This is a genomic window from Clostridium sardiniense (assembly GCF_050584765.1).
Taxonomy (GTDB): Bacteria; Bacillota; Clostridia; order Clostridiales; family Clostridiaceae; genus Clostridium; species Clostridium sardiniense_A.
Genome location: NZ_JBNOOR010000002.1, coordinates 207,753 through 231,977, shown reverse-complemented (window position 1 = coordinate 231,977; position 24,225 = coordinate 207,753). Strand labels below are relative to the sequence as shown.

Below are 24,225 nucleotides of genomic sequence, written 5' to 3'. Positions count from 1 at the left end.
TTAAATGAGAAATATATTATTAGTAGTTAAAAATAACTTGCAGAGAATTATTAAAGAAAAGATTATGTTGTTTATGGTAATTATAATATTACCAATTGTAGTGTATTTTGGGGTTTATTTTGGTCAAATTGATGATATAAAAGGTAAACTTGCAATAGTTGGAGCTGATATACAGCAAGAGACCATGATGAAAGAATCTATGAAAGATAATTCTAATATAAATCCTGTGTTTTTAGATAAAGAGCCAAGTACTACAGAGCTTATAAAAGGAGTTTATTTAGCTGAAATAGATTTTAGAAGTGGTGAACCAAAGGTAATTAGTTATGGAAATGAAGAGATTAAACTATCATTAGAAGCTAGTTTAAAAGGTGAAGTTTATGAAGGAAGCCATGAGAGCCAAACTGTTGAAGGAAAAATAATAGGGTTCTTAATAATGTTCTTATTCTTTGGTTCCTTAATGGTTATAGATAACTTCCTAACAGATAGAGAAAATGGCGTTTATGTAAGGGTACTTCATGGAAAACTTTCTTATTTTCAGTATATGATAGGACAGATTTTGTATTCAATGTTAACTTTAACACTACCTACAGTAATATTAACATTACTTGTGCTAAATATATTAACTGTTGAATTAAGTATTAGTTATGGATTAATGTCTTTATTAATAGTATTGGTTGGAATATTAAGTAGTAGTTTTGCTATATTAATTTCTACTCTTTGCAAAAATAAAGTAGCTGTAACAATGGGAGGTTCTGCAATAGCTATGATTACATGCCTTTTAGGAGGATGTATTGTAAATATTGTAGATAGCAATAAAGTAATGGAGCTTTTAAGAGGTTTGTTACCTCAAAAAAGATTAATTGATTTAGCTAATAGTTTTAATAATAAGGACTTAGCATTTTTATTAGTAGTAATAGTTTTATTTATTGGAGTTAGTGTATTTCTTGGGAAAAAGCAATATGAAAATGGGGAATTTATTTAGATTAAAATAATTAAGAAGGATTAATTAAGGATTAGCTAAGCTGATATTCTTAATTAATCTTTTTTTACTTTTAAGAATGGGAAATTGAGTATTATAAATATATTATATTGCAAGATTTATTTAATAGATTAAGTATAGATAATTTTATTGTAAATAGAGTGAGTACAATAGAGAAATATTATGTGATATATCTACTTTAATAGGCAAAGAGGATCTGATTATTTAAAAAGAAGTATCTATTTAAACAAATATATGAACTTCTGAAAGAAGCAGAATCTATAATTTTATAGAATCAGTAAAATCACAAATTATTATAAGAAAACAACAAATTAACATTTTTTAGAATAAATGTATTTAAAAACTTGAAATAAGGTATAATATACTATATAATATATTTAAACAAAACTTTTATGAGGTGATTATTATGAATTATGAGAAGGTTCAATTATTAGTAAATAATAGCATAGAGTTAGATAATGCAGGTGGGATCTTTATAGGAAATTCCTTTAGAAAATGTAATGCATTATCATTAACATTAAAAGGTAAGAGTGCAGATGCTGCTAGAATTAATGATGCTATAAAAATTATTAAAGATACTACGTCTATTTTATCAAACTTTAGAGGAAATAATTTATTAACTACTGCAATTACTATATCTCTTGAAAGTGATATGGAAGGTAGCTTTAAAGAACTTATGACTATTTATGATAAGTTGAAAAATCTTTTCTTTACAAATCAATATATGATTTTAGCTTCAATTGTAATTTTTAATGCAAGATATAGAGTGAATATTGATGATGCAGTGAGAAATACTAGGGTAGTTTATGATTATATGAAAAAGAATCATAGATTTTTAACAGGGCAAGAAGATATATCAGCTGCAGCCATGATTGCAACTACTTCAGGTAATATGGAATTAACTTTAAATGAAATAGAAGAGTGTTATGAAGCTTTAAGAAGTAGGGGATTTAGCATAGGAAATAACACACAAAGTTTATCACACATATTACCTCTGTTTAGTGGAAGCGTGGATGAAAAAGTTAGTAGGATTGTTAAAGTAGATGAAGCTTTAAGAGATAATAGAGTACCTTTAAAACACTATTCATTACCTATATTAGGGGTAGCAGCGATTATAACAGATGATCCTAATACTTTTGCAAAGGAAGTAAGAGAAGTTAATGAAAGAATAAAATCTGAAAAAGGCTTTGGAAGTTTTACATTAGGTTCAACTATTAGAAATATGATAGCTACAGGACTTGTTGCTTCATATTATGTTGATAGATTAAATGATGAGGATAAGCAAATGTTGATAGATACTACTAATAATGTAGCTTTAACAATACAAATAGCTATTGAAATAGCAGCAGCAAGTGCAGCGGCAGCAGCAGGAGCAGCAGCGGCTTCATCATCAGGAAGCTAGAAGGAGATAGGAGAAATTCTAAATGAAAAAGCATTATAAGAAAATTATAAAAATTTTAATATTGGTTATTTTAATTTTTCCAACGACTTCTGTTTTCCCAATAGCTGGGGGAGGTTCTGGTGGAGGTTCTGGTGGAGGATCTGGTGGAGGATCTGGGGGAAGGTCTGGGGGCTCATCAGGTAGAGGAGGTTCTTCAGGTACGAGTGTAGAATCAGAGATTATATCAGGAGCGCTTTTTATTTTTACCTTTGTAGGAGGTTTTGAAAAAGTAAAACATAAAATAATTTTAAAGAGAAAAAAAGATGGATTTTTATCAGCTATTAAAGAGTTTAAAAAATATGATTTAGGTTGGGAATACAATAATATTTCAAATTATATAACAACAGCCTTTTATCTTGTTCAAGAAGCGTGGACTAAAAGAAATCAAGATATAGCGAAGGAGTATATGAGTAAGAAACTTTATACACTTCATAAAACAAAAACAGAATGGATGAAAGTAAGGGAAGAAAAAAATATATTAAAAGATATAGAGTTATTAGAAGTTATCCCTGTTGGTGCATTAAATTCTAAAGATAAATTTGAAGATATGATTTGGGTTAATATAAAATGTTCAATGATAGATTATACAATAAATGAGAAAACAAATTCAATTATAGATGGGAATAACTCTAAGCATAAAAAGTATGAGCAATTTTGGAAATTTAAAAGAGATGAAAAACATTGGGTATTAGATGAGATAAAGTGGCCTGATGAAATTGAAGATATAGATAGTTATTTTAATATACAAGAAGAGAAGAATTCATTAGATTTAATTAAATAATAAATCTAAAAAATGATTTTTTAGACTAAAAAGATCTATAACTTTGAGAGTTTAAGATGAGAAGAAAAAATATTAAAGAATTATGAATTGTACTATCTTAAATTTATATAAGCGTATGAAAAATAAGGAATCAAAGTTCATGAAATGCATATAGAAAATGAGTTTGTTGCTGATGAATAAAATCTTTCTTATAAATGAGAATGAGAAAAATTAAGATACTTCATTAAAGATTATCCTGAACTTGGCTTTTTGAAGAATATTATATTGATTCTGAAGTTTGGCTAGGAACGATTAATGTACCATAACCTTTCACAGGGTGAGGGAGGATAGCAACGAAGATTATTATGGTTATGGACTAGTATTAAAAGTTTAAGGAGTGTATAATTATATAAGTTATGGATATAAATGGGGTAAAAAATATACAAAAGAAGTCCGTTAGATTAGATACAATTAAAAAGCAAATGGCCAATTCAGTAGCATTTAAAAATCTTGATAATTCAACAGTTTTAGTTGTTGCTAATAAAATAGATGAAGACAGAAAATTAATTGTAAAAATTAAGGACAAGTCTTATGAAATCGATTAAAAACCATTCGTTTAATACTATGGTAGCTGAATAAGAAAATATAAAGGGTAGTCTATATTTATTTTAAGAGAGGAAGATAAGTGATGTTTATTACAATCGATATTGGGGGAACTTTTATTAAGTATGCAGAAATGGATAATAGTGGGGAGATAAGTAGTAGAAAAAAAATTCCTACTCCTAAAACTAATTGTGAAGATTTAATAGAATCAATATTAAAATTAGTGAAACCTGAAAAAAATAAAGATATAAAAGGCTTGGCTATTAGTTGTCCAGGAACAGTTGATAAAGATGGTACCATTTATTATGGTGGTAGTCTAGGATATATGCATGAAATTAATTTTAAGAAAGAATTAAAAAAGTATTTTAATATACCAATTTCAATACAAAATGATGCTAAATGTGCTGCCTTAGCTGAACTGTGGCTTGGAAGTATGAAAGGCATAGATGATGGAGTTATCTTAGTTTTAGGAAGTGGAGTTGGTGGAGGAATCATTTTAGATGGGAAATTAAGAGATGGAAAAACTTTAGCATCAGGGGAACTTAGCTTTTTAACAGAAAATCTTGATTGGGCTAACAAAAAGGCTACTTATTTTGGTTTAAGCGGCTCAGCAGTTTCTATGGTTAAAAGAATTGCTGAAGAGCTTAATCTTCCAGAAGGTACAGATGGTCAAGTAGTGTTTGAATATATAAATAATAAGAATGAAATTGCGTGGGGAATATTTGAGGAATACTGTGCAAAGATTGCAATTCAAATTATTAATCTTCAGTATATTCTTGATGTAAATCGTTTTTCAATTGGTGGTGGAATTAGTGCACAACCAATAGTAGTTGAAACTATTAAAAAGGTAGCTAAAGAAATATTAGAATCTGAGGAAATGCATAGAGCAAATGTAGAAATTGTTAATTGTAAATTTAAAAATGATGCTAATTTATATGGAGCACTATATCAATTATTGTTAGATATAGATAATACACAGAATAAGTTATAAATTAAGTTTATTATTAGAGATATAAGAAATTTAAGCTTAGAATTATAAAAAGAGTTTTTAAAAGAAGATAGATAAAATAAAAAATAAGAACATTAAAATAATTGTTATATGACAAAAGTTTAATATGACAGAAATTAATAAAGATTAAAATAAATTATAATTTATAGAGATTATACTTAGTAAGAAGATATATAAGTAAAAGATATATCTTCTTTTATTGATATTGAATATTTTAACAATTAATAACAAACTTTTATTAAAGGTTTTTTAGCTTATATAAAAAAGTTTATAGATATGTATCAGATAGAGAGAAAAGTTTATAAAAAAAGAGCTGGAGTAGGAAGTAAAGCTTATAAAAAGAGTAAGAGGAGTAATGTATGAGAAAATATAAATGTATAATATTTGATTTAGATGGAACTATGTTAGACACAGAGGAGATGAATTTAATTCCTTTGCAAAAATTAATTAAAGAGGAGTTAGGAAAAGATATAAAATATGATGATTTACTAAAATATAGAGCATATGCAGGTAAAAAGACTTTGAAATTATTAGGGTTTAAAGATATAGAAAAATCTTATGCTAAGTGGGTAAAATCTGTAAATGAATATAAAGATGGAGCAAAGCTATATGATGGGTTCCATGAAGTTGTAAAATCTTTAGATGAGAATGGAGTTTTATGTGGAATATCAAGCTCAAAGATGAAGGAGCAATATGAGATAGATTTCTTTAAGACAGGCTTACAAGGATATATGAAAAGTGTTGTTTTAGCAGAAGATACAGATAATCATAAACCTCATCCAGAACCATTATTAAAAGCTGTAGAGATAATAGATATAGATCCAAAAGATTCATTGTATATAGGTGATACTATTGCAGATTATAAAGCGGCAAAGTCTGCTGGAATGGATTTTGGGTTAGCCGTATGGGGAGCGTATGATACTTCAGAAATAGAGGCAGATTATAATTTAAATGAACCAAAAGATATTTTAAAAATATTAGAATTATAAATAAAAGATATAAGTTTGAATGCAAATGTGTTAAAAAATAAATACAGCATAATTAGTTAAATAGTATTAGTTATAAGAAATAAAGAAGTTAAATTAGTAAATATTTAAATTATTAAAATAGAATGTATTAATAGAAGAGATGCTTATAGAATTTAAGCATCTCTTTTGTTTAATAAATAAGATATAGCTTAGGATTTTTAGGTATAGTACTAAAAAATAATATAGTAATTTTATAAATCAACTTTAAACTTTTTAACATCAGTTAATCCTTGATAAACTTCTTTTGGGGGAAAATATTTTTAGAATATTTATATTAAATAAAATATATTATTGATAAATAATAAGTTTTCATTATTCAAAATTTCATCATAATATTGTGATATTATCATAATATTATGATTGAAAAGGAGATATTTTTATTTTAGATTAGTGAATTACATGTGTAAAAGTTTGAGAAAAGTTGTGCATAACAATGTATTAAAAGTGGATATATATGATAAAGCATGAAATCTATGATTATATTAAGGGATATTATATAAAGTATTTGTTAAGCAAAATTAATTAAATACGAGGGGGAAAAGGATGATTCACCAAATATTAAATATGTATATTGATAGAAAAGATTTTTTCATTGACTTAACTATTCAGCATTTAGAGATTTCAATGACAGCTATTATTATTGCAGCAATTTTAGGACTTATTTTAGGAGTAATAATTAGTCAGTATGAAAAATCATCTAGCTTTGTTTTGGGAGTGGTAAATTTCATTTATACAATACCATCTATTTCGTTATTAGGATTTTTGATTCCATTTTCAGGAATAGGAAATACTACTGCTATTATTGCATTAACTATATATGGATTACTACCAATGGTTAGAAGTACTTATACTGGAATTAAAAATATAGATCCATCTATTATTGAGGCGGCAGAAGGGATGGGAAGTACTAAGTTTCAAATATTATATAAAGTAAAATTACCATTATCAGTTCCAGTAATTATGTCAGGATTAAGGAATATGGTAGTTATGACAATAGCTTTAACTGGTATTGCTTCATTTATTGGTGCAGGTGGTCTTGGTGTAGCAATATATAGAGGTATCACAACAAATAATGAAGCTATGACTATGGCTGGTAGTATATTAATTGCAGTACTCGCATTAGTATTAGACACAATACTTGGAATTATAGAAAAGTCTTTAAATAGAAAAAATAATAAAAAATATAAGGTTAAAAGAAAAGTAATTTATATTATATCTTCTATATTAATACTAGGAATTATAATCACTTCAGTATTAAATATTAAAGCTGAAAAAGATACTATAAAAATTGCAACAAAACCAATGACTGAACAATATATTATTGGCGAAATGATGAGTAGCTTAATTGAAAATAAAACAGGTTTAAAGGTTGAATTAACTCAAGGAGTTGGAGGTGGAACATCCAATATTCAGCCAGCAATGGAAAAGGGAGAATTCGATATATACCCAGAGTATACAGGAACGGCATGGAATAATGTTTTAAATAAGAAAGGGATATATAATGAATCCATGTTTAAAGAATTGCAAAAAGAATATAATAAAAATTATAAATTTCAGTGGGTAGGAATGTATGGATTTAACAATACTTATGGTTTAGCAATAAGAAAAGAGATTGCAGATAAGTATAATATAAAAACATATTCTGATTTAGCCAAATATTCTAAGAATTTAGTCTTTGGAGCTGAATATGATTTTTATGAAAGAGAAGATGGATTTGATGCTTTAAGTAAAGCTTATGGGCTTAAATTTAAGAAAAATGTGGATTTAGATATAGGACTTAAGTATAATGCCATAAAAAATAAAGATATTGATGTTATGAATATATTTACAACAGATGGTCAATTAAATACATCTGATATAGTTGTACTTGAAGATGATAAAAATTTCTATCCATCTTATATGTGTGGCAATGTAGTTAGAGAAGAAGTGATAGACAAGCATCCAGAGATAAAAGAAGTTTTATTAGAATTAAATAATAAACTAGATAATAAAGAAATGTCTAAATTAAACTATGAAGTAGAAGTAGAGGGGAAGGAGCCAAAGGCAGTTGCTAAAGAGTTTTTAACTGAAAAAGGCTTATTAAAATAGGAGGATTATTATGAGTAATAAGGTAATTATAGAAATGAAAAATATTAAGAAGAAGTATGATGATAAGATAATTCTTGATGATTTTAATCTTAATATTAATAAAGGAGAATTTATTACTGTAATAGGAAGCTCTGGTTGCGGAAAAACAACAGTATTAAAAATGATTAATGGACTTAATGTTCCTGATAAAGGTGATATATTTATAAATGGAAATAATATAAAGAATGAGAATTTAATAGAGCTTAGAAGGAAGATTGGCTACTCAATACAAGGAACTGCTTTATTTCCTCATATGACAGTGGAAAAAAACATATCATATGTTCCAGATTTAATTAATAAAAAAAATAAGGATAAAATAAAAGAGTCTGTCTTAAAATTAATTAAAATAGTGGGACTAGAAGAAGGTATTTTAAAGAGATATCCAGATCAATTATCAGGAGGTCAAAAGCAAAGAGTTGGTATTGCAAGATCGCTAGCTGCAGGACCTGATATATTATTAATGGATGAGCCTTTTGGTGCAGTAGATGAAATAACAAGAAAGCAGCTACAAGATGAAATTATTAGAATTCATAAAGAGTTAGGTGTTACTATAATTTTTATAACTCACGATATTAAAGAAGCATTGAAGCTTGGAACTAGAGTATTAGTTATGGATAAAGGGGAAATTGTACAGTTTAATAAACCAGAAGTTATAAAGAATCATCCAGCAAATGATTTTGTTAGGAAACTTATATTATAAAGTAGAAGTTCTAATGAACATATTCATTTAGCATTAAAGTTTTTATCAATAGATGAGAAGTTAAAGAAGGAATTAGACAAGTTCCCATTTGTAAAGGATATTGATTCAAGAGAATTAGATAGTAAAATAAATTTAAAAAGGAAGTTGTATAAATTTTAATATACAACTTCTTTATTTTTCATAAACTATGATAGAATATCTTTAGAAAATAAGAGGGGGTGAATCCTTTGAATTTAGAATTAGCAAAAGATAATATACTAAGGATTAGTTCATCATTTACAAAAACTCAAGGAGAGAAGTTATCAAAAGAATCTTTTATAAAAGATCTAGCAGGTAAAAGCATTAATGGAGTTTATCACATCTATGGAAAAGTTTTAAATGATAATAAAAGCAAGGCATATAGTACTCATATAAAGATTGATATGAAAACAGATAGGATAATTGACACTAAATGTACTTGTGAGACCTTTGAAGAGAATAGAAGGCAAATAAGAAATTATGTATGCAAGCACATAGTTGGAACTACATATACATTTTATAATGCAGCAAAGAAAAAAATAAAAAGTAAGAATAATAGTGTAGAAGAAAAAAAGGTAGAAAATAAAAATTCAGATGATAAGATTCTAGAGAAAACAAAAAAAGATTTAGAAAGTAAGAGGTTTTTAAATCTAGATATAATGATAAAATGCATCAAAAATGATAGAATACCTTCTTTTAAGTGTGAGTTTAGAATAGGTTCAGGAGGTACTCATTTAGTTGTAGACATTAAAGACTTCATAGAAAAGAGTAACAGTAAAAGAACAATAAAATTTAATGAAGGATTTACTTATAACCCAATAAAAGATGAGTTTTTAGATAGTGATAAAGATATAATTAAATTTATAAAAGAAAATAAGCAAAGAGCAAAAGGTAAATATATAACTCTATATCAAAATGAGATAAAAGACTTTTTAAAATTAATAGATGAAAATAAAAAGATTACATTTAATTATGATTTTATAAATTACGAGGTAAGAGTTAAGAAAAGTAATGTTCCAGTTGCACTAACAGTTAGGCTTAAAGGTAATGAATTTATATTAAAGCATCATAATAAATTTCCAGAATTATTAAGTACTAATGGAGAAGCAATGTTTTTTGATAGAAATATATATCTACCAAGAAAGAAGCAGTTAAACTCTTATCTTCCAATATATAAAAGCTTCTTAAAAAATAGTGAGATAAAATATGAGAAATCGCTAGAAAGTCTAAATGCCCTATTAGAAAGCCTTAAAAATATAACAAATGAAGTTGTATTAGATGAGTATACAAGTGAATACAAAAAGAAATTAATAAAACCTACATTTTATTTTTATAAAGAAAAAGATAATATATATTGCAATGTTAAATTAAATTATTTTGGGTACATTATAGATTTAATTAAAGATAAATCTAATAGAAGCTTTTTAAGAGATGAGATGAAAGAAAAGCTTATAGATATGGAACTTGAAAGATTTAAATTTATTAAGAATGACAAAGATTTTATGTTTATTGGAGATGATGAAGATATATATAATCTTTTAAGTAGTGGATTCTTAAAGTTAAGAGAGATAGGAATAGTCACAGTTTCTAAAGAATTAGAAGGATTAAATTTAATAGATTCTTCAAAGATTTTCTCAGAATTAAATGAGTTCGATAACTTTTATAAGCTTAAATATAGTTTTAATGATTTTACTGTGAAAGAACTTGGAGAAGCTATAAACTCAATGAAAAATGGTGAAAGATTTTATAAGAGTAAAACTTCATATTTGGATTTAGAAGATCCAGGAGTTGCTAAGTTTTTAAATCTTATAGAGGATTTAGGACTAGATAAAATATCTGATAATGAAATAGAAATAGATAAAAATAAAATGCTATATCTTCAAGAAAAGCTAAAGGATAGAAATTTATCATTTATAAAAGGAAGTAAGGTTCTTCAAGATATAGTACAAAAGCTTTTAAATAAAGAATATAAAAGAAAACTTGTACCAAAGAAATTAAATGCAACACTTAGAAATTACCAAGTAGCAGGATTTAAATGGCTTAATGAAATAACAGCATTAGGATTTGGTGGTATACTTGCAGATGATATGGGACTTGGAAAGACTATTCAAGTCATAGCATTTATATTATCTCAAAAGAAAACAAAAACACTTATAGTTATGCCGACATCAGTAATTTATAATTGGAAAGATGAATTTGAAAGATTTGCACCTACACTTAAACTTGGCTTAGTACATGGAAGTAAGGCTTCAAGGGGGAAGGTATTAGATGAGTATAAAAAGTATGATGTAATCTTAACTACATATGGAACTCTAAAAAACGATGAAGAAAAATATAATGATTTAAGTTTTGATTATCTTATAATAGATGAAGCGCAGAATATAAAAAATCATTCAGCACAAGCTACAGTTTCAGTAAAGAAAATAAAATCAAGATGTAATATTGCACTAACAGGAACTCCAATAGAGAACAATTTAATGGAACTATGGTCAATATTTGATTTTGTTATGCCAGGATATTTATTTACAAAAGAAAGATTCAAAGAAAGATTTGTTGGTAATAATGATGTAAGTGAACTTAAAGCGTTAATAACACCATTTATATTAAGAAGGCTTAAAGTAGATGTTTTAGACGAATTACCAAGTAAGGTAGAAAAGAAATATTTAGTAGAGCTTAACTCAAAGCAAAAGCAGATCTATAAGTCATACCTAAAAGAGATTAAGATGAAGATAGAAACTTCAAAGGATAAAGTAAATCTATTTGCATATCTTACAAAGCTTAGAGAATTATGCTTAGATCCATCACTTGTAATACCTGATTATGTAGGTAAGAGTTCTAAGCTTAATATAGTAAAAGAGTTAGTTGAGGAAGCAAGTGAATCAGGAAAGAAAATATTATTATTCTCTCAATTTACTTCAGTGTTAAAGAAGATAGAAGAAGACTTTGAGAAAAGTGGAGTAAATTATCTATACTTAGATGGAGCAACATCTGCAAAAGACAGAGTAGAAAGAGTAAAAGAATTTAATGAAAATGATGATATAAAAGTATTTTTAATTTCACTAAAGGCTGGTGGTGTAGGACTTAATTTAACATCAGCAAGTTTAGTAATACACTTTGATCCATGGTGGAATCCATCAATTGAAGATCAAGCAACGGATAGAGCTCATAGATTTGGACAGAAAAATACTGTTGAAGTAATTAAGCTTGTTGCTAAGGATACAATTGAAGAGAAGATTATATTAATGCAAGAGGATAAAAAGGAGCTTATTCAAAGTCTAATGGACGGGAAAACTATGGATGGTAAAGGACTTAAGAGATTAAGTGAAGAAGAGATAATTAAGTTATTTGATTAAGTAAATTTAATATATATAATATAAAAAACTGTACATTATCAAAAATATAATGACAGTTTTTTAATTAAGCAACAAAAATGAAATATGGAGATTTTATATACTAATTATTAATAAATTCGGACAATAAATACTATATGTGAATAAAGGCATAAATATATTTACAACTACTTAATTATATGTAAAATAAATGAAATTAAAGAAATAAATGCTTGAATGAAAAGTAATAATTTGCTAAATTATACTATAATAAAACTTATCAATAAAGAAAAGAGTGTTTTATATGATTATGCAAGAGTTTAGAAATAATTTAGCAGAAAAATTAATTCCGCTAGTTAAAAAAAAGATAGTAATTCCCAGTAATAGAATGTTGTTTGAGCAAGGTATTTATAGAGATAAAATAATAATAGTTTTTGAAGGAGAGTACAAACTTACTCATATAATGCCAAACTCTAAAGAGTTCACAGTAGGATACTATAAAGGTACTAATATATTACTTCCTCATTTTTTCGATAATGATAACTTTGTATCGCTTTTTAGAGCAGAAACAAAAAGAACATGTACTATTGGATTAATTTCATGTGATGAAGAAATTTTTGATGAAGACATATGGCGTGATTTTTCAAATTATAGTGATCTTCTGTCTCAAAAAGTGTATCTTCAAATGAGAGATTTATTATTTAATACAAAAAGAAATGCATTGTTTTCAATTTTAATAAGATTTACTAATAGCCATGGTATTAAAGTTAATGATGGAATAAAAATAAATATAAAATTATCAAATATAGATTTGGCGGAATACACAGGAACTACTCCTGAAACTATAAGTAGAATATTAAAGACAATAAAAGAAATTAATTTAATAAAATACGAAAAAAAATATATAGTAATCACAGATATAGAATATATGAAAAAAGAATTAGGTTGCAATTGTTGTAATAATAAATTATGTGAAATTTAATAAATAAAAATAGTATAGTACACAGTATTTTAGAAGAGAATCAATAAATTGGTTCTCTTTTTTTAATATAGTATTTAAAAAATGAAAAAAATTAAAAGTTATTTTAAAGTTACTTCAAACATAGATAATTTGAATATTAAAATTTGTGATTTTAATAAAATTTAAGAACTATATGAGTATAAAAAAACGTAAATATGAACTTTGTAAAAGATTAGAAATTAATGATAGTCGTCAATTACAAGTTAAATAAATAGGAATATTCTATAGTCGATGTACGTCAACAAAATCAAATTTTAAAAGGAGTGATGTAAATGTATCTAACAACAAAGGAGAGAGAAAAACTTATGATTTCTCTTGCAGCGGAAGTGGCAAGAAAAAGAAAAGCTAGAGGTGTAAAACTAAACCATCCTGAATGTATTGCATATATAACAGATGCAATATTAGAAGGTGCAAGAGATGGAAAAAGTGTTAAAGACTTAATGTCTTATGGAAGAACTATACTAAAAAAAGAGGAGGTTATGGATGGAATTCCAGAAATGATTGATATGATTCAAGTTGAAGCTACATTTGTAGATGGAACTAAGTTAGTAACAGTTCATAACCCAATTCAATAATTAAAAATAGGAGGATAAGTTTATGGTACCTGGAGAATTTATATTAGCAAAAGACCCAATTAAATGTAATGAAAAATATGAATCAATAACAATAAGCGTTACAAATAGAGGGGATAGAGCAGTCCAAGTAGGATCACATTTCCACTTTTATGAAGTAAACACAGGTCTAGAGTTTGATAGAGAAAAAGCTTATGGAAAGAGATTAGACATTCCATCAGGAAGCGGAGTTAGATTTGAACCTGGAGACACAAAGGAAGTCAATTTAATAGACTTAGGTGGAGAAAGAAGAGTATTTGGTTTCGATAATAAAGTAGATGGATTTTTAGACTAGAGGAGGTATTAAAAGATGAGTTTTGAAATGAATAGAAAGCAGTATTCTAGTATGTTTGGGCCTACAGTCGGAGATAGCATAAGACTTGGGGATACAGATTTATTTGCGAAAATTGAGAAAGATATGACAGTATATGGTGAAGAAAGTAAATTTGGTGGTGGTAAAACCCTTAGAGATGGTATGGGTGTAAGTGCAACTGAAACAAGAAGAGATAATCCAGAAGTTGTAGATACAATCATAAACAGCGCTGTAATTATTGACTACACTGGTGTCTATAAAGCAGATATTGGTATAAGAGATGGTAAGATTGTTGCAATAGGTAAAGGTGGTAACCCTGCGGGTATGAACAATGTGGATTTTATTGTTGGTGCAAGTACAGAAGCAATAGCTGGGGAAGGTCTTATACTTACAGCTGGAGGTATTGATTGCCACGTTCATATGATTACACCAGGATTAGTACGTGCAGCTTTAGACAATGGTATTACTACAATGATAGGTGGAGGTACAGGTCCTGCTGATGGTACAAATTCAGCTACTGCAAGTCCAGGAGCTTGGCATATAAGTAGAATGTTAGAGGCTGCTGAAGAGTTCCCAATAAATATGGGATTCTTATGTAAAGGTGTTGGTGCAGTTGAAGACGTTACAGCAGAACAAATTGAAGCTGGTGCTATGGGAATAAAGATACATGAAGACTGGGGTGCAACTAGATCTGGTATTGATTACTCACTTAGAACAGCAGATAAATATGATGTTCAAGTTGCTATTCACACAGATACATTAAATGAAGGTGGATTCGTAGAACACACAATAAAAGCATTTGGTGGAAGAACTATTCATACATTCCATACAGAAGGTGCAGGTGGTGGACATGCTCCTGATATTATAACAGCTGCAGGATACAATAATGTATTACCATCATCAACAAGTCCAACTAATCCTTATACTGAAGATACTCTTCCAGAACATTTAGATATGTTAATGGTTTGTCACCATTTAGATCCTAAGATTCCAGAAGATGTAGCTTTTGCTGATTCAAGAATAAGAAAGCAAACAATAGCAGCAGAGGACGTATTACAAGATATGGGTGTTATCAGTATGATGAGCTCAGACTGTATGGCAATGGGAAGAATTGGAGAAGTTGTAATGAAATCATGGCAATTAGCTGATAAGATGAAGAAACAACGTGGACAATTCGAAGGAGATACAGAACATTCAGATAACAATAGAATTAAAAGATATGTTGCTAAATATACAATCAATCCAGCAATCACTTGTGGTGTAGCAAATTATATAGGATCTGTTGAAGTAGGTAAATATGCCGACTTAGTTCTATGGGAACCAAAGATGTTTGGTGCTAAACCAAAAATGATTTTAAAGAGTGGAATGATTGCTTACGGTGTTATGGGAGATGCTAGTTCAAGTATACCTACTCCTCAACCAAGATTCCTAAGAGAAATCTTTGGAGCATGTGGAAAAGCTAAGAAGACATGTAATATGACATTTGTATCAAAATATGCATATGAACATGGGATAAAAGAAAAATTAGGCTTAGAAAGAAATGTATTACCAGTTGGAGGAGTTAGAAATCTAACTAAGAAAGATATGATATTTAACTGTAAGACTCCACATATAAAGGTAGATCCACAAACTTATGATGTTACAATCGATGGAGAATTAATTACTTGTGATCCAGCACCGGTGTTACCATTAGCTCAAAGATATTTCTTATATTAAGGTATTACAATAAAGGTTACATGGAGGAAGATTTATGATTTTTGAAAAGATACTTGGAAATATAAAAGATATAGATGATTTAGAAAAGTTTCATGTAGAGGTAATCTATTTAGATAGTGATGATTTAGTTAAAAAAATAATTAGAGTTACATCTGATCATGGAAATGAATATGGAATATCATTAGTTGATAGAGAAGAACATTTAGAAGATGGATCTATATTATTAAATGATGGTAAAAATATAATTGTTATAAAAACAAATAGTGAAGATGTAATTGTTGTAGAACCTAAAAATATAAATGAAATGGGCGAAGTTGCACATTTACTTGGAAATACACATATACCTGTACAAGTTAAAGATGGAAAGATAATTCTTCAATATGATTATGTTGTAGAAAATATGTTAAAGGATAAAAAGGTTTCATATTCAGTAGAAAATATGAAACTAGAAAAGGCATTAAGACATGTCAACTATGCACACCACCATTAATATAAAACAGGTACTTAAGGTATTACAAGTATGTGATTCTACATTTCCAGTTGGATCTTTTAATCACTCATATGGAATGGAAACTTATTTGAGAAATTTCATAATAGTAGATACACCATCTTTAAGAAAATGGTTAAATACATTTTTACTTCATCAATTTGTCTATGGAGAAGGTTTAGCAGTTAAGTTAACCTATGAATATTTACAAAAAGGTGATGAAGAAGCTATATGGAATTTGGACAGACATATGACAGTCCAAAATATGGCTAAAGAAGGTAGAGATGGAGGAAAGCTTGTTGCATATAGAATGAGTGAGCTTATGTTAAATCTCTATGATATAAGTTTATTAAAAGAATATAAGCAAAGAATGAGAGAAGAAAAGTGTTATGGTAATCCAGCAATAGTTTTCGCTATGGTTATGATGGAGTTAGGAGTATCTGTAGATGCGGCTGTAATCTATTACGGATATAGCGTTATTGCAACCTTAATACAAAACGCTGTTAGAACCATACCTTTAGGACAAAGAGATGGTCAAATTGTATTAAACGAATCATTTGATACATTAGAAGAAGTTTATAAAAGAGTATCTGCTCTAGAAGAAGAAGATTTAGGATCTAATATTCCTGGTCTTGAAATATCACAAATTAACCATGAAACCCTAACATTTAGACTATTTATGTCTTAAGTTAATCATGTTTTACCTAAAGTAACTTAAGTTATTTTAGGTAAAACAAATTAGATTTGGATAGATTCTTTTAGAGTATATACATAAATAATAATTTACAAACTAAAGAATAAAACTAAAGAAGTAAATTTTAGGAGGAGATAATTATGAAACCAGTAGTAATTGGAGTTGGAGGTCCTGTTGGAGCAGGAAAAACATTATTAATAGAAAGATTAACAAGAATGATGCATAAGGATTATAACCTAGCAGTTATAACAAATGATATTTATACAAAAGAGGATGCTAAATTTATGGTAAAGAACTCTGTATTAGATGAAGATAGAATAATAGGTGTTGAAACTGGTGGATGTCCACATACTGCTATAAGGGAAGATGCATCAATGAATTTCTCAGCACTTGATAAATTAAAAAATAGATTTAAAGATTTAGATATAATATTCTTAGAAAGTGGTGGAGATAACTTAGCAGCTACTTTTAGCCCAGATTTAGTAGATTTCTCAATATATATAATAGACGTTGCTCAAGGTGAGAAGATACCAAGAAAAGCTGGACAAGGTATGATAAAGAGTGATTTATTCGTTATAAATAAAGTGGATTTAGCTCCTTATGTTGGTGCAAACCTAGAAATAATGAGACAAGATACATTAGCATTTAGAAAAGAGAATACATTTATATTTACAAATCTAAAAACAGATCAAGGTGTTCAAGAAGTTATGAATTGGATAAAGAAAAATTGTTTGCTAGAAGGAATTAAATAGTTATGAGCAACTTTGATGGTAAGATAAAAATAATACTTGAAGAAAAAGATAAGAAGACAGCAATCAATGAGATATATTATGAAGGTGTATCAAAAGTATCACCTACTATGTATTTAGATGATGAGGAAATTCCTTGTTATTTCTTAATGCACATGGGTGGTGGATATGTAGAGGGTGAAAGATGCAGTAATTATATAGAGATTAAAAAAGGGGCCAGAAGTATAATTACAACACAAGCACCAACTCTTATATATAAATGTGAAAATGGAATACCTTGTGAACAATATTCAATGATAAAGCTAGAAGAAAATAGTGTATTAGAATATATGCTAGACAACACAATTCTTTTCAAAGATGCTATATATCAGCAAAAAACTGATATATATATGGAGAAAAATTCAACACTTATATATACTGATGGAATTACATCAGGATGGTCACCAGATGGTGCAAAGTTCCAATATGATGTTTTACGTATGAAAAATAGAATCTTTATGGATGGAGAGCTTGTGTTTTTAGATAATTTATTATTAGATCCTAAAAATCAGGAGCTTGAAGAACTTGGGTTCTTAGAAGGATATTCAAACTATGGTACAGCTATTATTATAGACAGAAGAATAGATGATACCTTTGTTGAAAAATTAAGAGAAGAAATAGAAGGATTTAACTTAGATATAAACTTTGGTATATCAGGTTTAGAGGTGAATGGATTTGTAATAAGAGTTATTGGTAACCGTACGCAACATATACAAAAAGCATTATATGCCTGCGTAAATTATGTTAGAAAAGAATTATTTGAATCTTGTAACCTATATTTACGTAAATATTAATTTATTAAGAGAAGGAGGTAAACACCGATGGGACACGCGATAAATAATGGAGATACCGCATTTATGATTATATGTACTGCCCTTGTGTGTTTAATGACACCAGGACTTGCATTTTTCTACGGTGGATTAGTAAGAAAGAAGAATGTTTTAATAATAATGATGCAGTCATTTATATCAATGGGAATAGTGACTGTAATATGGATTTTCGGTGGATTTGGATTAGCTTTTGGAGCAGATCATGCTGGAATTATAGGAAGCATAGGAGATTTCTTTGCACTTAGGGATGTAGGAGTGTATGCAAATGCAATGCATGGAGCGACTATACCATTTCTTATGTTCTTTGCATATCAATTAATGTTCTGCGTTATAACAGCACCACTTATGACTGGTGCATTTGCAGGTAGAATAAATGTAAAGGGGTATATCTGGCTATTAATAGTTTGGACAATATTAATATATATACCTGTATGTCACTGGGTATGGGGAGGAGGATTCCTTGCCCAAATGGGATTTGTTGACTTTGCTGGAGGTACGGTAATTCATACGAGTGCAGGATTCGGAGCTTTAGCCTGTGTATTATTCTTTGGTAAGAGAGTAATGAAACCAGGAGAAAAATCAGATCCAAATAATCTTGTAATAGTAGCAATTGGTACAGGATTGTTATGGTTTGGATGGTTTGGATTTAATGCAGGTGGAGCCTTAGCAGCAAATGAATTAGCAGCAACAGCTTTTGTAAATACAGCAGTTGCATTAGCAGTAGCTATGGTAGCTTGGATGATAATAGTAAAAATTAAGAATGGAAGAATTGCATTTACAGATCTTTTAACAGGATCAGTTGCAGGACTTGCAACAATAACACCTTGTGCAGGATATGTAGAACCTTGGGCGGCAGTTATAATAGGAATAATAGCAGCCATAGTATGTTCATTATGTATAGGATTAAAAAACAAAATGAAATGGGACGACGCATTAGATGTATGGGGAGTACATGGAATGGGTGGATTTACTGGAAGCTTATTAATTGGAGTATTTGCAAGAGCTTCAGTTAATGGAGTATCAGCTGGAGGTCATCAATTCTTGGTTCAATTATTTGGAGCAGTTTTAGTTGCAGTATATTCATTCGTGGCAACATATATAATCCTTAAAGTTCTTGATAGGATATTCTCTATAAGGACTACACCAGAACAACAATTAAAGGGATTAGATGACATGTTACTAGGAGAAAAAGCTTACTGGGATTAGAATTTTGAAATTCTAAATTTATATCATATGTTCAAAGTGCCAATTAAACATATAATATAAGTTTAGATAAAATAGAGTATTTTATCTATGAGTAAATTACTTATAATAATTATTTGTATGAATTTATGAGCTTATATTTATTTTTATATAGGCTCATAAATTTTATACAATCAAAAAGATAATTTAAGTATTAAAAAAATAAAATTTCAATTGATATAGAAAATATAAAAATGATATTAAAAATAAAAGAAAGGAGATAGTATGAAAAATGAGAATGTTAAAGCATTAGAACATAAAAAATCTAAGGCTATATTATTTATGATTATTTCAGGACTAGGTTATGCCCTTATGAATATTTCAGTAAAGTTAAGTGGCGATATTCCACCTTTAGAAAAAGTGTTTTTTAGAAATATAGTTTGTGCTATAATATCAGCTGTCCTAATTTTAAAAACTAATGGTACTTTTATAGGAAGAAAAGAAAATAGAAAATTTTTAATGGGAAGAGCTATTATAGGTACATTTGGAACCTGGTGTAATTTTTATGCCATAACGCATTTAATAGTGGCTGATGCATCAATGCTTAATCAGATGAGCCCATTTTTCGTAATGATATTCTGCTTTATATTTCTAAAAGAAAAGTTAAAACCTGTGCATATAATATGCATATTAGTGGCACTATTTGGCGTATGGCTTATATCAGATCCTAAGTTTAGTAGTGCTTTTATTCCATATCTTTCAGGTATATTTTGTGCTGTGTTTGATGCCGCGGCGTATACATTTATAAGGGCAATGAAAAATGGAGAGCATGATTATACTATAGTATTTGTATTTTCAACAACAGCAGTAATTATGACAACACCTTTTATGATACCTCAATTTAAGATGTTTAACGCTGAAGAACTTTTTTGGCTATTAGCAATAGGTGTTTTTGCAGCAATAGGACAATTTGCATTAACTTTCGCATATGAAGCAGTACAAGCTAAAGAGGTATCTATTTTTGGATATTCACAGGTTATATTTACAGCTATAATAGGATTTTTCTTATTTGGGAATATTCCTAATGATATAGCTATAGCAGGATACATTTTAATACTATTAGCAGCATTGGTTATTTTTCTAGCAGATAGAAGAGAGACAAAAGAAAAATTAATTAAGAATTAAAAAGGAGATGTTTATATATGGAAGGTATATTAGCATTAATAGTAGGATGTGGAGGATTTATTGGAGCAGCAACAAGATATTTAGTATCAGATTTTTGTACAAAAAATTTCAAAAATCCAATACCATATGGTACATTAATCGTAAATGTCGCAGGAGCAATTTTGATAGGTTTTGTTGTTCAGTTAAGCCTAGCAAATATAGTATCACCAAAGGCAAAATTATTTATAACAACAGGTATATTTGGTGGTCTTACAACTTTTTCTACTTTTTCACTAGAATCAATAAATCTTTTTACAAGCGGAAAGATAGAGATGGGAATATTGAATATAGTCTTAAATTTATTCTTAAGTCTTATAGGAGTTTTAGTTGGACAAGCAGTAGCAAAATTAATAATTGCAGCTTAATAATTGTATAGCAACTAAAAAAGTTTACAGTAAATATATTTACTGTAAACTTTTTTAGTTATATTTAAGTTGTTCGATCCTTCTACATTAAAAAAATTAAGAAATTAGTGCCAAAGACTTACAAGCATTAAGAATCCTGGAATCCAAGCTGTAACTATACCTTCAAAAACTCCTAAGTATCCTACAAATTTTCCAAGTGGTTTTTTCAATACACATTCTATGAAACCTGTTAACCATAATAGTCCCCATAAGAACCAAATGATTCCCATTCTCCAATCTCCACCAAAGTGTTTAAAACATAAGATACCTGCTGGAATAGAGTTTATTGCAACGAATAAGCTATACCAACCATAAAGTCTTGTATCTAGTTTTAAAATTGTATTAAAGGCTACATAAAGGTATGTAAACCCAAATAGTAAACCTGTTGCTGCTGAATAGAAATCCATTTGATTTCCTGCAAATTGACCTTGAACAATAACAATAATATTACATATTACTGATAAACCTCCAGTGAAAATATTCATTACAGCAACTGACTTATCATTTATATTGAAAAGCCTTGCCATACCATTACTTATCAGTACTATACCTACGTATAATAAGACTACTCCTAACATATAACATCCCTCCTATAAAGTTATTTTTATAGAAAGGATTGAACAACTTAAATATTATCTATTATATAAAGTATATAATTTAAAGGAATATTTTCACATGATGGATGATATGAATTGGTGTAAAAAAAAGATTACCAAAATTAACAAATAAAAAATATTTAGGCTAATAGTTAAAAAGGTATTACAAATAAGTATAAATATGATAAATTCAGAGATTAATTATGAAGGATATGGAAGGAAATTAATAAATAAGAACCAATATTTATATATATTTAAATATATGTTAAATGTATACATGAAAATACAATAGTCCTTGAAAATGGAATTTTTATTGTATAAAATTGAATTAATAACAAACGATTTTGGGAAAACTCTATTAAATATATCTAATAATAGAGAACTATGTAATACTGTTTGGAGGAGATACTATGCATATACCAGAAAACTATTTAAGTCCATCCACTTGTGCAGTTATGGGGGCGGTTATGATTCCAGTATGGAAGCACTCCATAAGCAAAGTGAGGAGAGACTTAAGTAAAAAGAAAATCCCAATGCTAGGAGTTTGTGCAGCATTTTCATTTCTATTAATGATGTTTAATGTTCCAGCACCAGGAGGAACTAGCGCCCATGCAGTTGGATCAGTCTTAATAGCGATAATGTTAGGTCCAGCATCGGCCACCATAGCCGCTAGTATAGCTTTATTAATACAATGTTTATTCTTTGGTGACGGTGGAATACTTGCATATGGAGCAAATGCATTTAACATGGCATTTATTATGCCGGTTGTTGGCTATTATACTTATACATTTTTAAAATCAAAAATTAAAAGTGATAAGGGAGAGTATGTAGCAGCTTTTGTTGGAAGCTATTTAGGATTAAATATAGCAGCGTTATGTGCAGCAATAGAATTTGGAATACAACCTCTATTATTTAAAAATTCATTAGGACAACCTTTGTATTGTCCATATCCATTAAGTGTATCCATACCAGCTATGGTATCAACACATCTTTTAATTGGATTACTTGAAGGGGCTGTTACGGTAGGTGTATATGCTTATATTAAAAAAGTATCACCAGCAACAATTCATGATGGAGGACAAGAAAACATAAGTTCAGTGTTTAAAGGTTCAATTGTTGCTATAGTTGTAATGATAATATTAACACCTCTTGGTCTTATAGCATCAGGTACAGCTTGGGGTGAATGGGGTGCTGATGAAGTAAAGGATTTAATTGGATATATTCCTAATGGAATGAATTCAGGTTTCTCATATCATGCTCTTGGAGATGGATATGGATTTAGTGGATTAGGGCCTGTTGCAGGATATATATTATCGGCAGTAATAGGAGTAGCATCACTTATAATATTATTTAAAGTAATTGCAAGTCTTAAGAAAGAATAAAAATATTAAATAAATCATAGAAAGGTTAAAGTAAACACTTAGCTTTTCTATGGTTTATTATTATATATGATGAAGATTATTACTAAGTATAAAAGAGGTGAATTGAGATTCTAAAAACAATTATATATTTTTTAGAATCTATAGATTATGGAAGTTAATGAGTGGTTATTAAAGAAGGATGATTATGAACCGGTTAGAGATAAAGAAAAGTTTTTAGATAAAAGTATAGTTGGAATTGTAACAATACTTTCAAAGATACGAAGAGAGAATAATAGTTCAGATGGATTAATATATAAAATAAATCCACTTGTAAAATTATCATCTACGATAGGATTAATTATATTTTTATCACTATCTAAGAATATGGATTTTGTATATTGTATGTTAGCATACTCATTAGTATATTTATGTATTTTAGATGGAATTGCAATAAAAAAGATATTAGCAGTGAGTTTAATAGTCCCTGTATTTACTTTAATAATGTTATTGCCATCTATATTTTTTATGGGAAATACACAGAGTAGTATAATGCTAATTTTAAAAGTATTTATAACAGTATTACTTGTTAATACACTTTCATATACAACAAAGTGGAGCGATATAACTAAAGCACTTAAAATGTTTTTTGTTCCAGATATGTTTATACTAGTATTTGATATAACTATAAAATATATATATGTATTAGGAGATTTTTCACTAAAGATGTTATATGCATTAAAATTAAAATCTGTTGGAAAAAACAATGAGAAAAGAAATTCATTATCAAGAATTATAGGGAATTTATTTCTAAAATCAAAAACAATGGGTGAAGAGATGTATTCAGCTATGGAATGTAGGGGCTTTACAGGAGAATATGTAGCATATTCAAAATTTAAATTTACAGTAACAGATGCAATATATTTATTTGTTAGCGTATTAATGGTAGTAGTATTTTTTATAGTATAATAGAAAAAAGTAACTAA

The 24,225-nt window shown here is 28.3% G+C and carries 23 protein-coding genes; 22 read left to right on the top strand and 1 reads right to left on the bottom strand.

What is annotated here, in order from left to right; translation table 11 throughout:
- Positions 1-4 precede the first annotated feature (4 nt).
- The 20 genes from ACQPUW_RS10780 to crcB all read left to right on the top strand — a co-directional run bounded on the left by ACQPUW_RS10780 (position 5) and on the right by crcB (position 21,246).
- On the top strand, positions 5-982 hold the full coding sequence (locus tag ACQPUW_RS10780; protein WP_430837493.1) for an ABC transporter permease: 978 nt from the start codon (positions 5-7) through the stop codon (positions 980-982).
- 424 nt (positions 983-1,406) lie between these two features.
- Positions 1,407-2,402: a DUF4003 family protein gene (locus ACQPUW_RS10775; RefSeq protein ID WP_430837492.1), complete on the top strand. Its 996-nt coding sequence runs from the start codon at positions 1,407-1,409 to the stop codon at positions 2,400-2,402.
- Positions 2,403-2,424: 22 nt separating this feature from the next.
- Positions 2,425-3,222, top strand: coding sequence for a Tim44 domain-containing protein (locus ACQPUW_RS10770; protein WP_430837491.1), 798 nt, complete (start codon positions 2,425-2,427; stop codon positions 3,220-3,222).
- A 395-nt stretch (positions 3,223-3,617) separates the two neighbouring features.
- A complete protein-coding gene (locus tag ACQPUW_RS10765) occupies positions 3,618-3,806 on the top strand; it encodes a glycoside hydrolase family 30 beta sandwich domain-containing protein (protein ID WP_430837490.1) in 189 nt (62 codons plus the stop codon).
- An 83-nt stretch (positions 3,807-3,889) separates the two neighbouring features.
- Complete coding sequence (locus ACQPUW_RS10760) at positions 3,890-4,795, top strand: ROK family protein (RefSeq protein ID WP_430838086.1); 906 nt, start codon at positions 3,890-3,892, stop codon at positions 4,793-4,795.
- A gap of 377 nt (positions 4,796-5,172) precedes the next feature.
- On the top strand, positions 5,173-5,802 hold the full coding sequence (locus ACQPUW_RS10755; RefSeq protein WP_430837489.1) for an HAD family hydrolase: 630 nt from the start codon (positions 5,173-5,175) through the stop codon (positions 5,800-5,802).
- 582 nt (positions 5,803-6,384) lie between these two features.
- Positions 6,385-7,929 (top strand): glycine betaine ABC transporter substrate-binding protein, encoded by a 1,545-nt coding sequence (locus tag ACQPUW_RS10750; protein ID WP_430837488.1) that lies wholly within the window; start codon positions 6,385-6,387, stop codon positions 7,927-7,929.
- A 10-nt stretch (positions 7,930-7,939) separates the two neighbouring features.
- Positions 7,940-8,668 (top strand): ATP-binding cassette domain-containing protein, encoded by a 729-nt coding sequence (locus tag ACQPUW_RS10745; RefSeq protein WP_221861624.1) that lies wholly within the window; start codon positions 7,940-7,942, stop codon positions 8,666-8,668.
- 227 nt (positions 8,669-8,895) lie between these two features.
- Complete coding sequence (locus ACQPUW_RS10740) at positions 8,896-12,039, top strand: DEAD/DEAH box helicase (RefSeq protein WP_430837487.1); 3,144 nt, start codon at positions 8,896-8,898, stop codon at positions 12,037-12,039.
- A gap of 280 nt (positions 12,040-12,319) precedes the next feature.
- Entirely contained in the window at positions 12,320-12,997 is a 678-nt protein-coding gene (locus ACQPUW_RS10735; protein WP_430837486.1) for a Crp/Fnr family transcriptional regulator, read from the top strand.
- 311 nt (positions 12,998-13,308) lie between these two features.
- Positions 13,309-13,611, top strand: a complete 303-nt coding sequence (locus tag ACQPUW_RS10730; protein WP_430837485.1) for an urease subunit gamma — start codon at positions 13,309-13,311, stop codon at positions 13,609-13,611.
- Between the two features lie 22 nt (positions 13,612-13,633).
- The gene (locus tag ACQPUW_RS10725) at positions 13,634-13,942 is read left to right on the top strand and encodes an urease subunit beta (RefSeq protein ID WP_430837484.1); all 309 of its coding nucleotides are present in this window, start codon (positions 13,634-13,636) and stop codon (positions 13,940-13,942) included.
- Between the two features lie 15 nt (positions 13,943-13,957).
- The gene (ureC, locus tag ACQPUW_RS10720) at positions 13,958-15,676 is read left to right on the top strand and encodes an urease subunit alpha (RefSeq protein WP_430837483.1); all 1,719 of its coding nucleotides are present in this window, start codon (positions 13,958-13,960) and stop codon (positions 15,674-15,676) included.
- 34 nt (positions 15,677-15,710) lie between these two features.
- On the top strand, positions 15,711-16,166 hold the full coding sequence (locus tag ACQPUW_RS10715; RefSeq protein WP_430837482.1) for an urease accessory protein UreE: 456 nt from the start codon (positions 15,711-15,713) through the stop codon (positions 16,164-16,166).
- A complete protein-coding gene (locus ACQPUW_RS10710; RefSeq protein WP_430837481.1) occupies positions 16,141-16,851 on the top strand; it encodes an urease accessory protein UreF in 711 nt (236 codons plus the stop codon). Before ACQPUW_RS10715 ends, ACQPUW_RS10710 begins: the two co-directional genes overlap by 26 nt.
- A 146-nt stretch (positions 16,852-16,997) precedes the next feature.
- Entirely contained in the window at positions 16,998-17,609 is a 612-nt protein-coding gene (ureG, locus tag ACQPUW_RS10705) for an urease accessory protein UreG (RefSeq protein ID WP_430837480.1), read from the top strand.
- A gap of 2 nt (positions 17,610-17,611) precedes the next feature.
- Positions 17,612-18,439, top strand: coding sequence for an urease accessory protein UreD (locus tag ACQPUW_RS10700; RefSeq protein ID WP_430837479.1), 828 nt, complete (start codon positions 17,612-17,614; stop codon positions 18,437-18,439).
- 27 nt (positions 18,440-18,466) lie between these two features.
- On the top strand, positions 18,467-19,681 hold the full coding sequence (locus tag ACQPUW_RS10695; RefSeq protein WP_430837478.1) for an ammonium transporter: 1,215 nt from the start codon (positions 18,467-18,469) through the stop codon (positions 19,679-19,681).
- Positions 19,682-19,942: 261 nt separating this feature from the next.
- The gene (locus ACQPUW_RS10690) at positions 19,943-20,842 is read left to right on the top strand and encodes a DMT family transporter (RefSeq protein WP_430837477.1); all 900 of its coding nucleotides are present in this window, start codon (positions 19,943-19,945) and stop codon (positions 20,840-20,842) included.
- A gap of 17 nt (positions 20,843-20,859) precedes the next feature.
- Positions 20,860-21,246 carry a fluoride efflux transporter CrcB gene (crcB, locus tag ACQPUW_RS10685; RefSeq protein WP_430837476.1) on the top strand — a complete coding sequence of 129 codons (387 nt, stop codon included), beginning with the start codon at positions 20,860-20,862 and terminating at the stop codon, positions 21,244-21,246.
- Between the two features lie 104 nt (positions 21,247-21,350).
- Here crcB and ACQPUW_RS10680 read toward each other — a convergent pair whose 3' ends face one another.
- On the bottom strand, positions 21,351-21,863 hold the full coding sequence (locus ACQPUW_RS10680) for an AmiS/UreI family transporter (protein WP_430837475.1): 513 nt from the start codon (positions 21,861-21,863) through the stop codon (positions 21,351-21,353).
- Positions 21,864-22,291: 428 nt separating this feature from the next.
- Between ACQPUW_RS10680 and cbiM the strand changes: the two genes are divergently transcribed.
- A complete protein-coding gene (gene cbiM, locus ACQPUW_RS10675; protein WP_430837474.1) occupies positions 22,292-23,263 on the top strand; it encodes a cobalt transporter CbiM in 972 nt (323 codons plus the stop codon).
- Between the two features lie 147 nt (positions 23,264-23,410).
- Complete coding sequence (locus ACQPUW_RS10670; RefSeq protein WP_430837473.1) at positions 23,411-24,208, top strand: energy-coupling factor transporter transmembrane component T family protein; 798 nt, start codon at positions 23,411-23,413, stop codon at positions 24,206-24,208.
- Positions 24,209-24,225 lie beyond the last annotated feature (17 nt).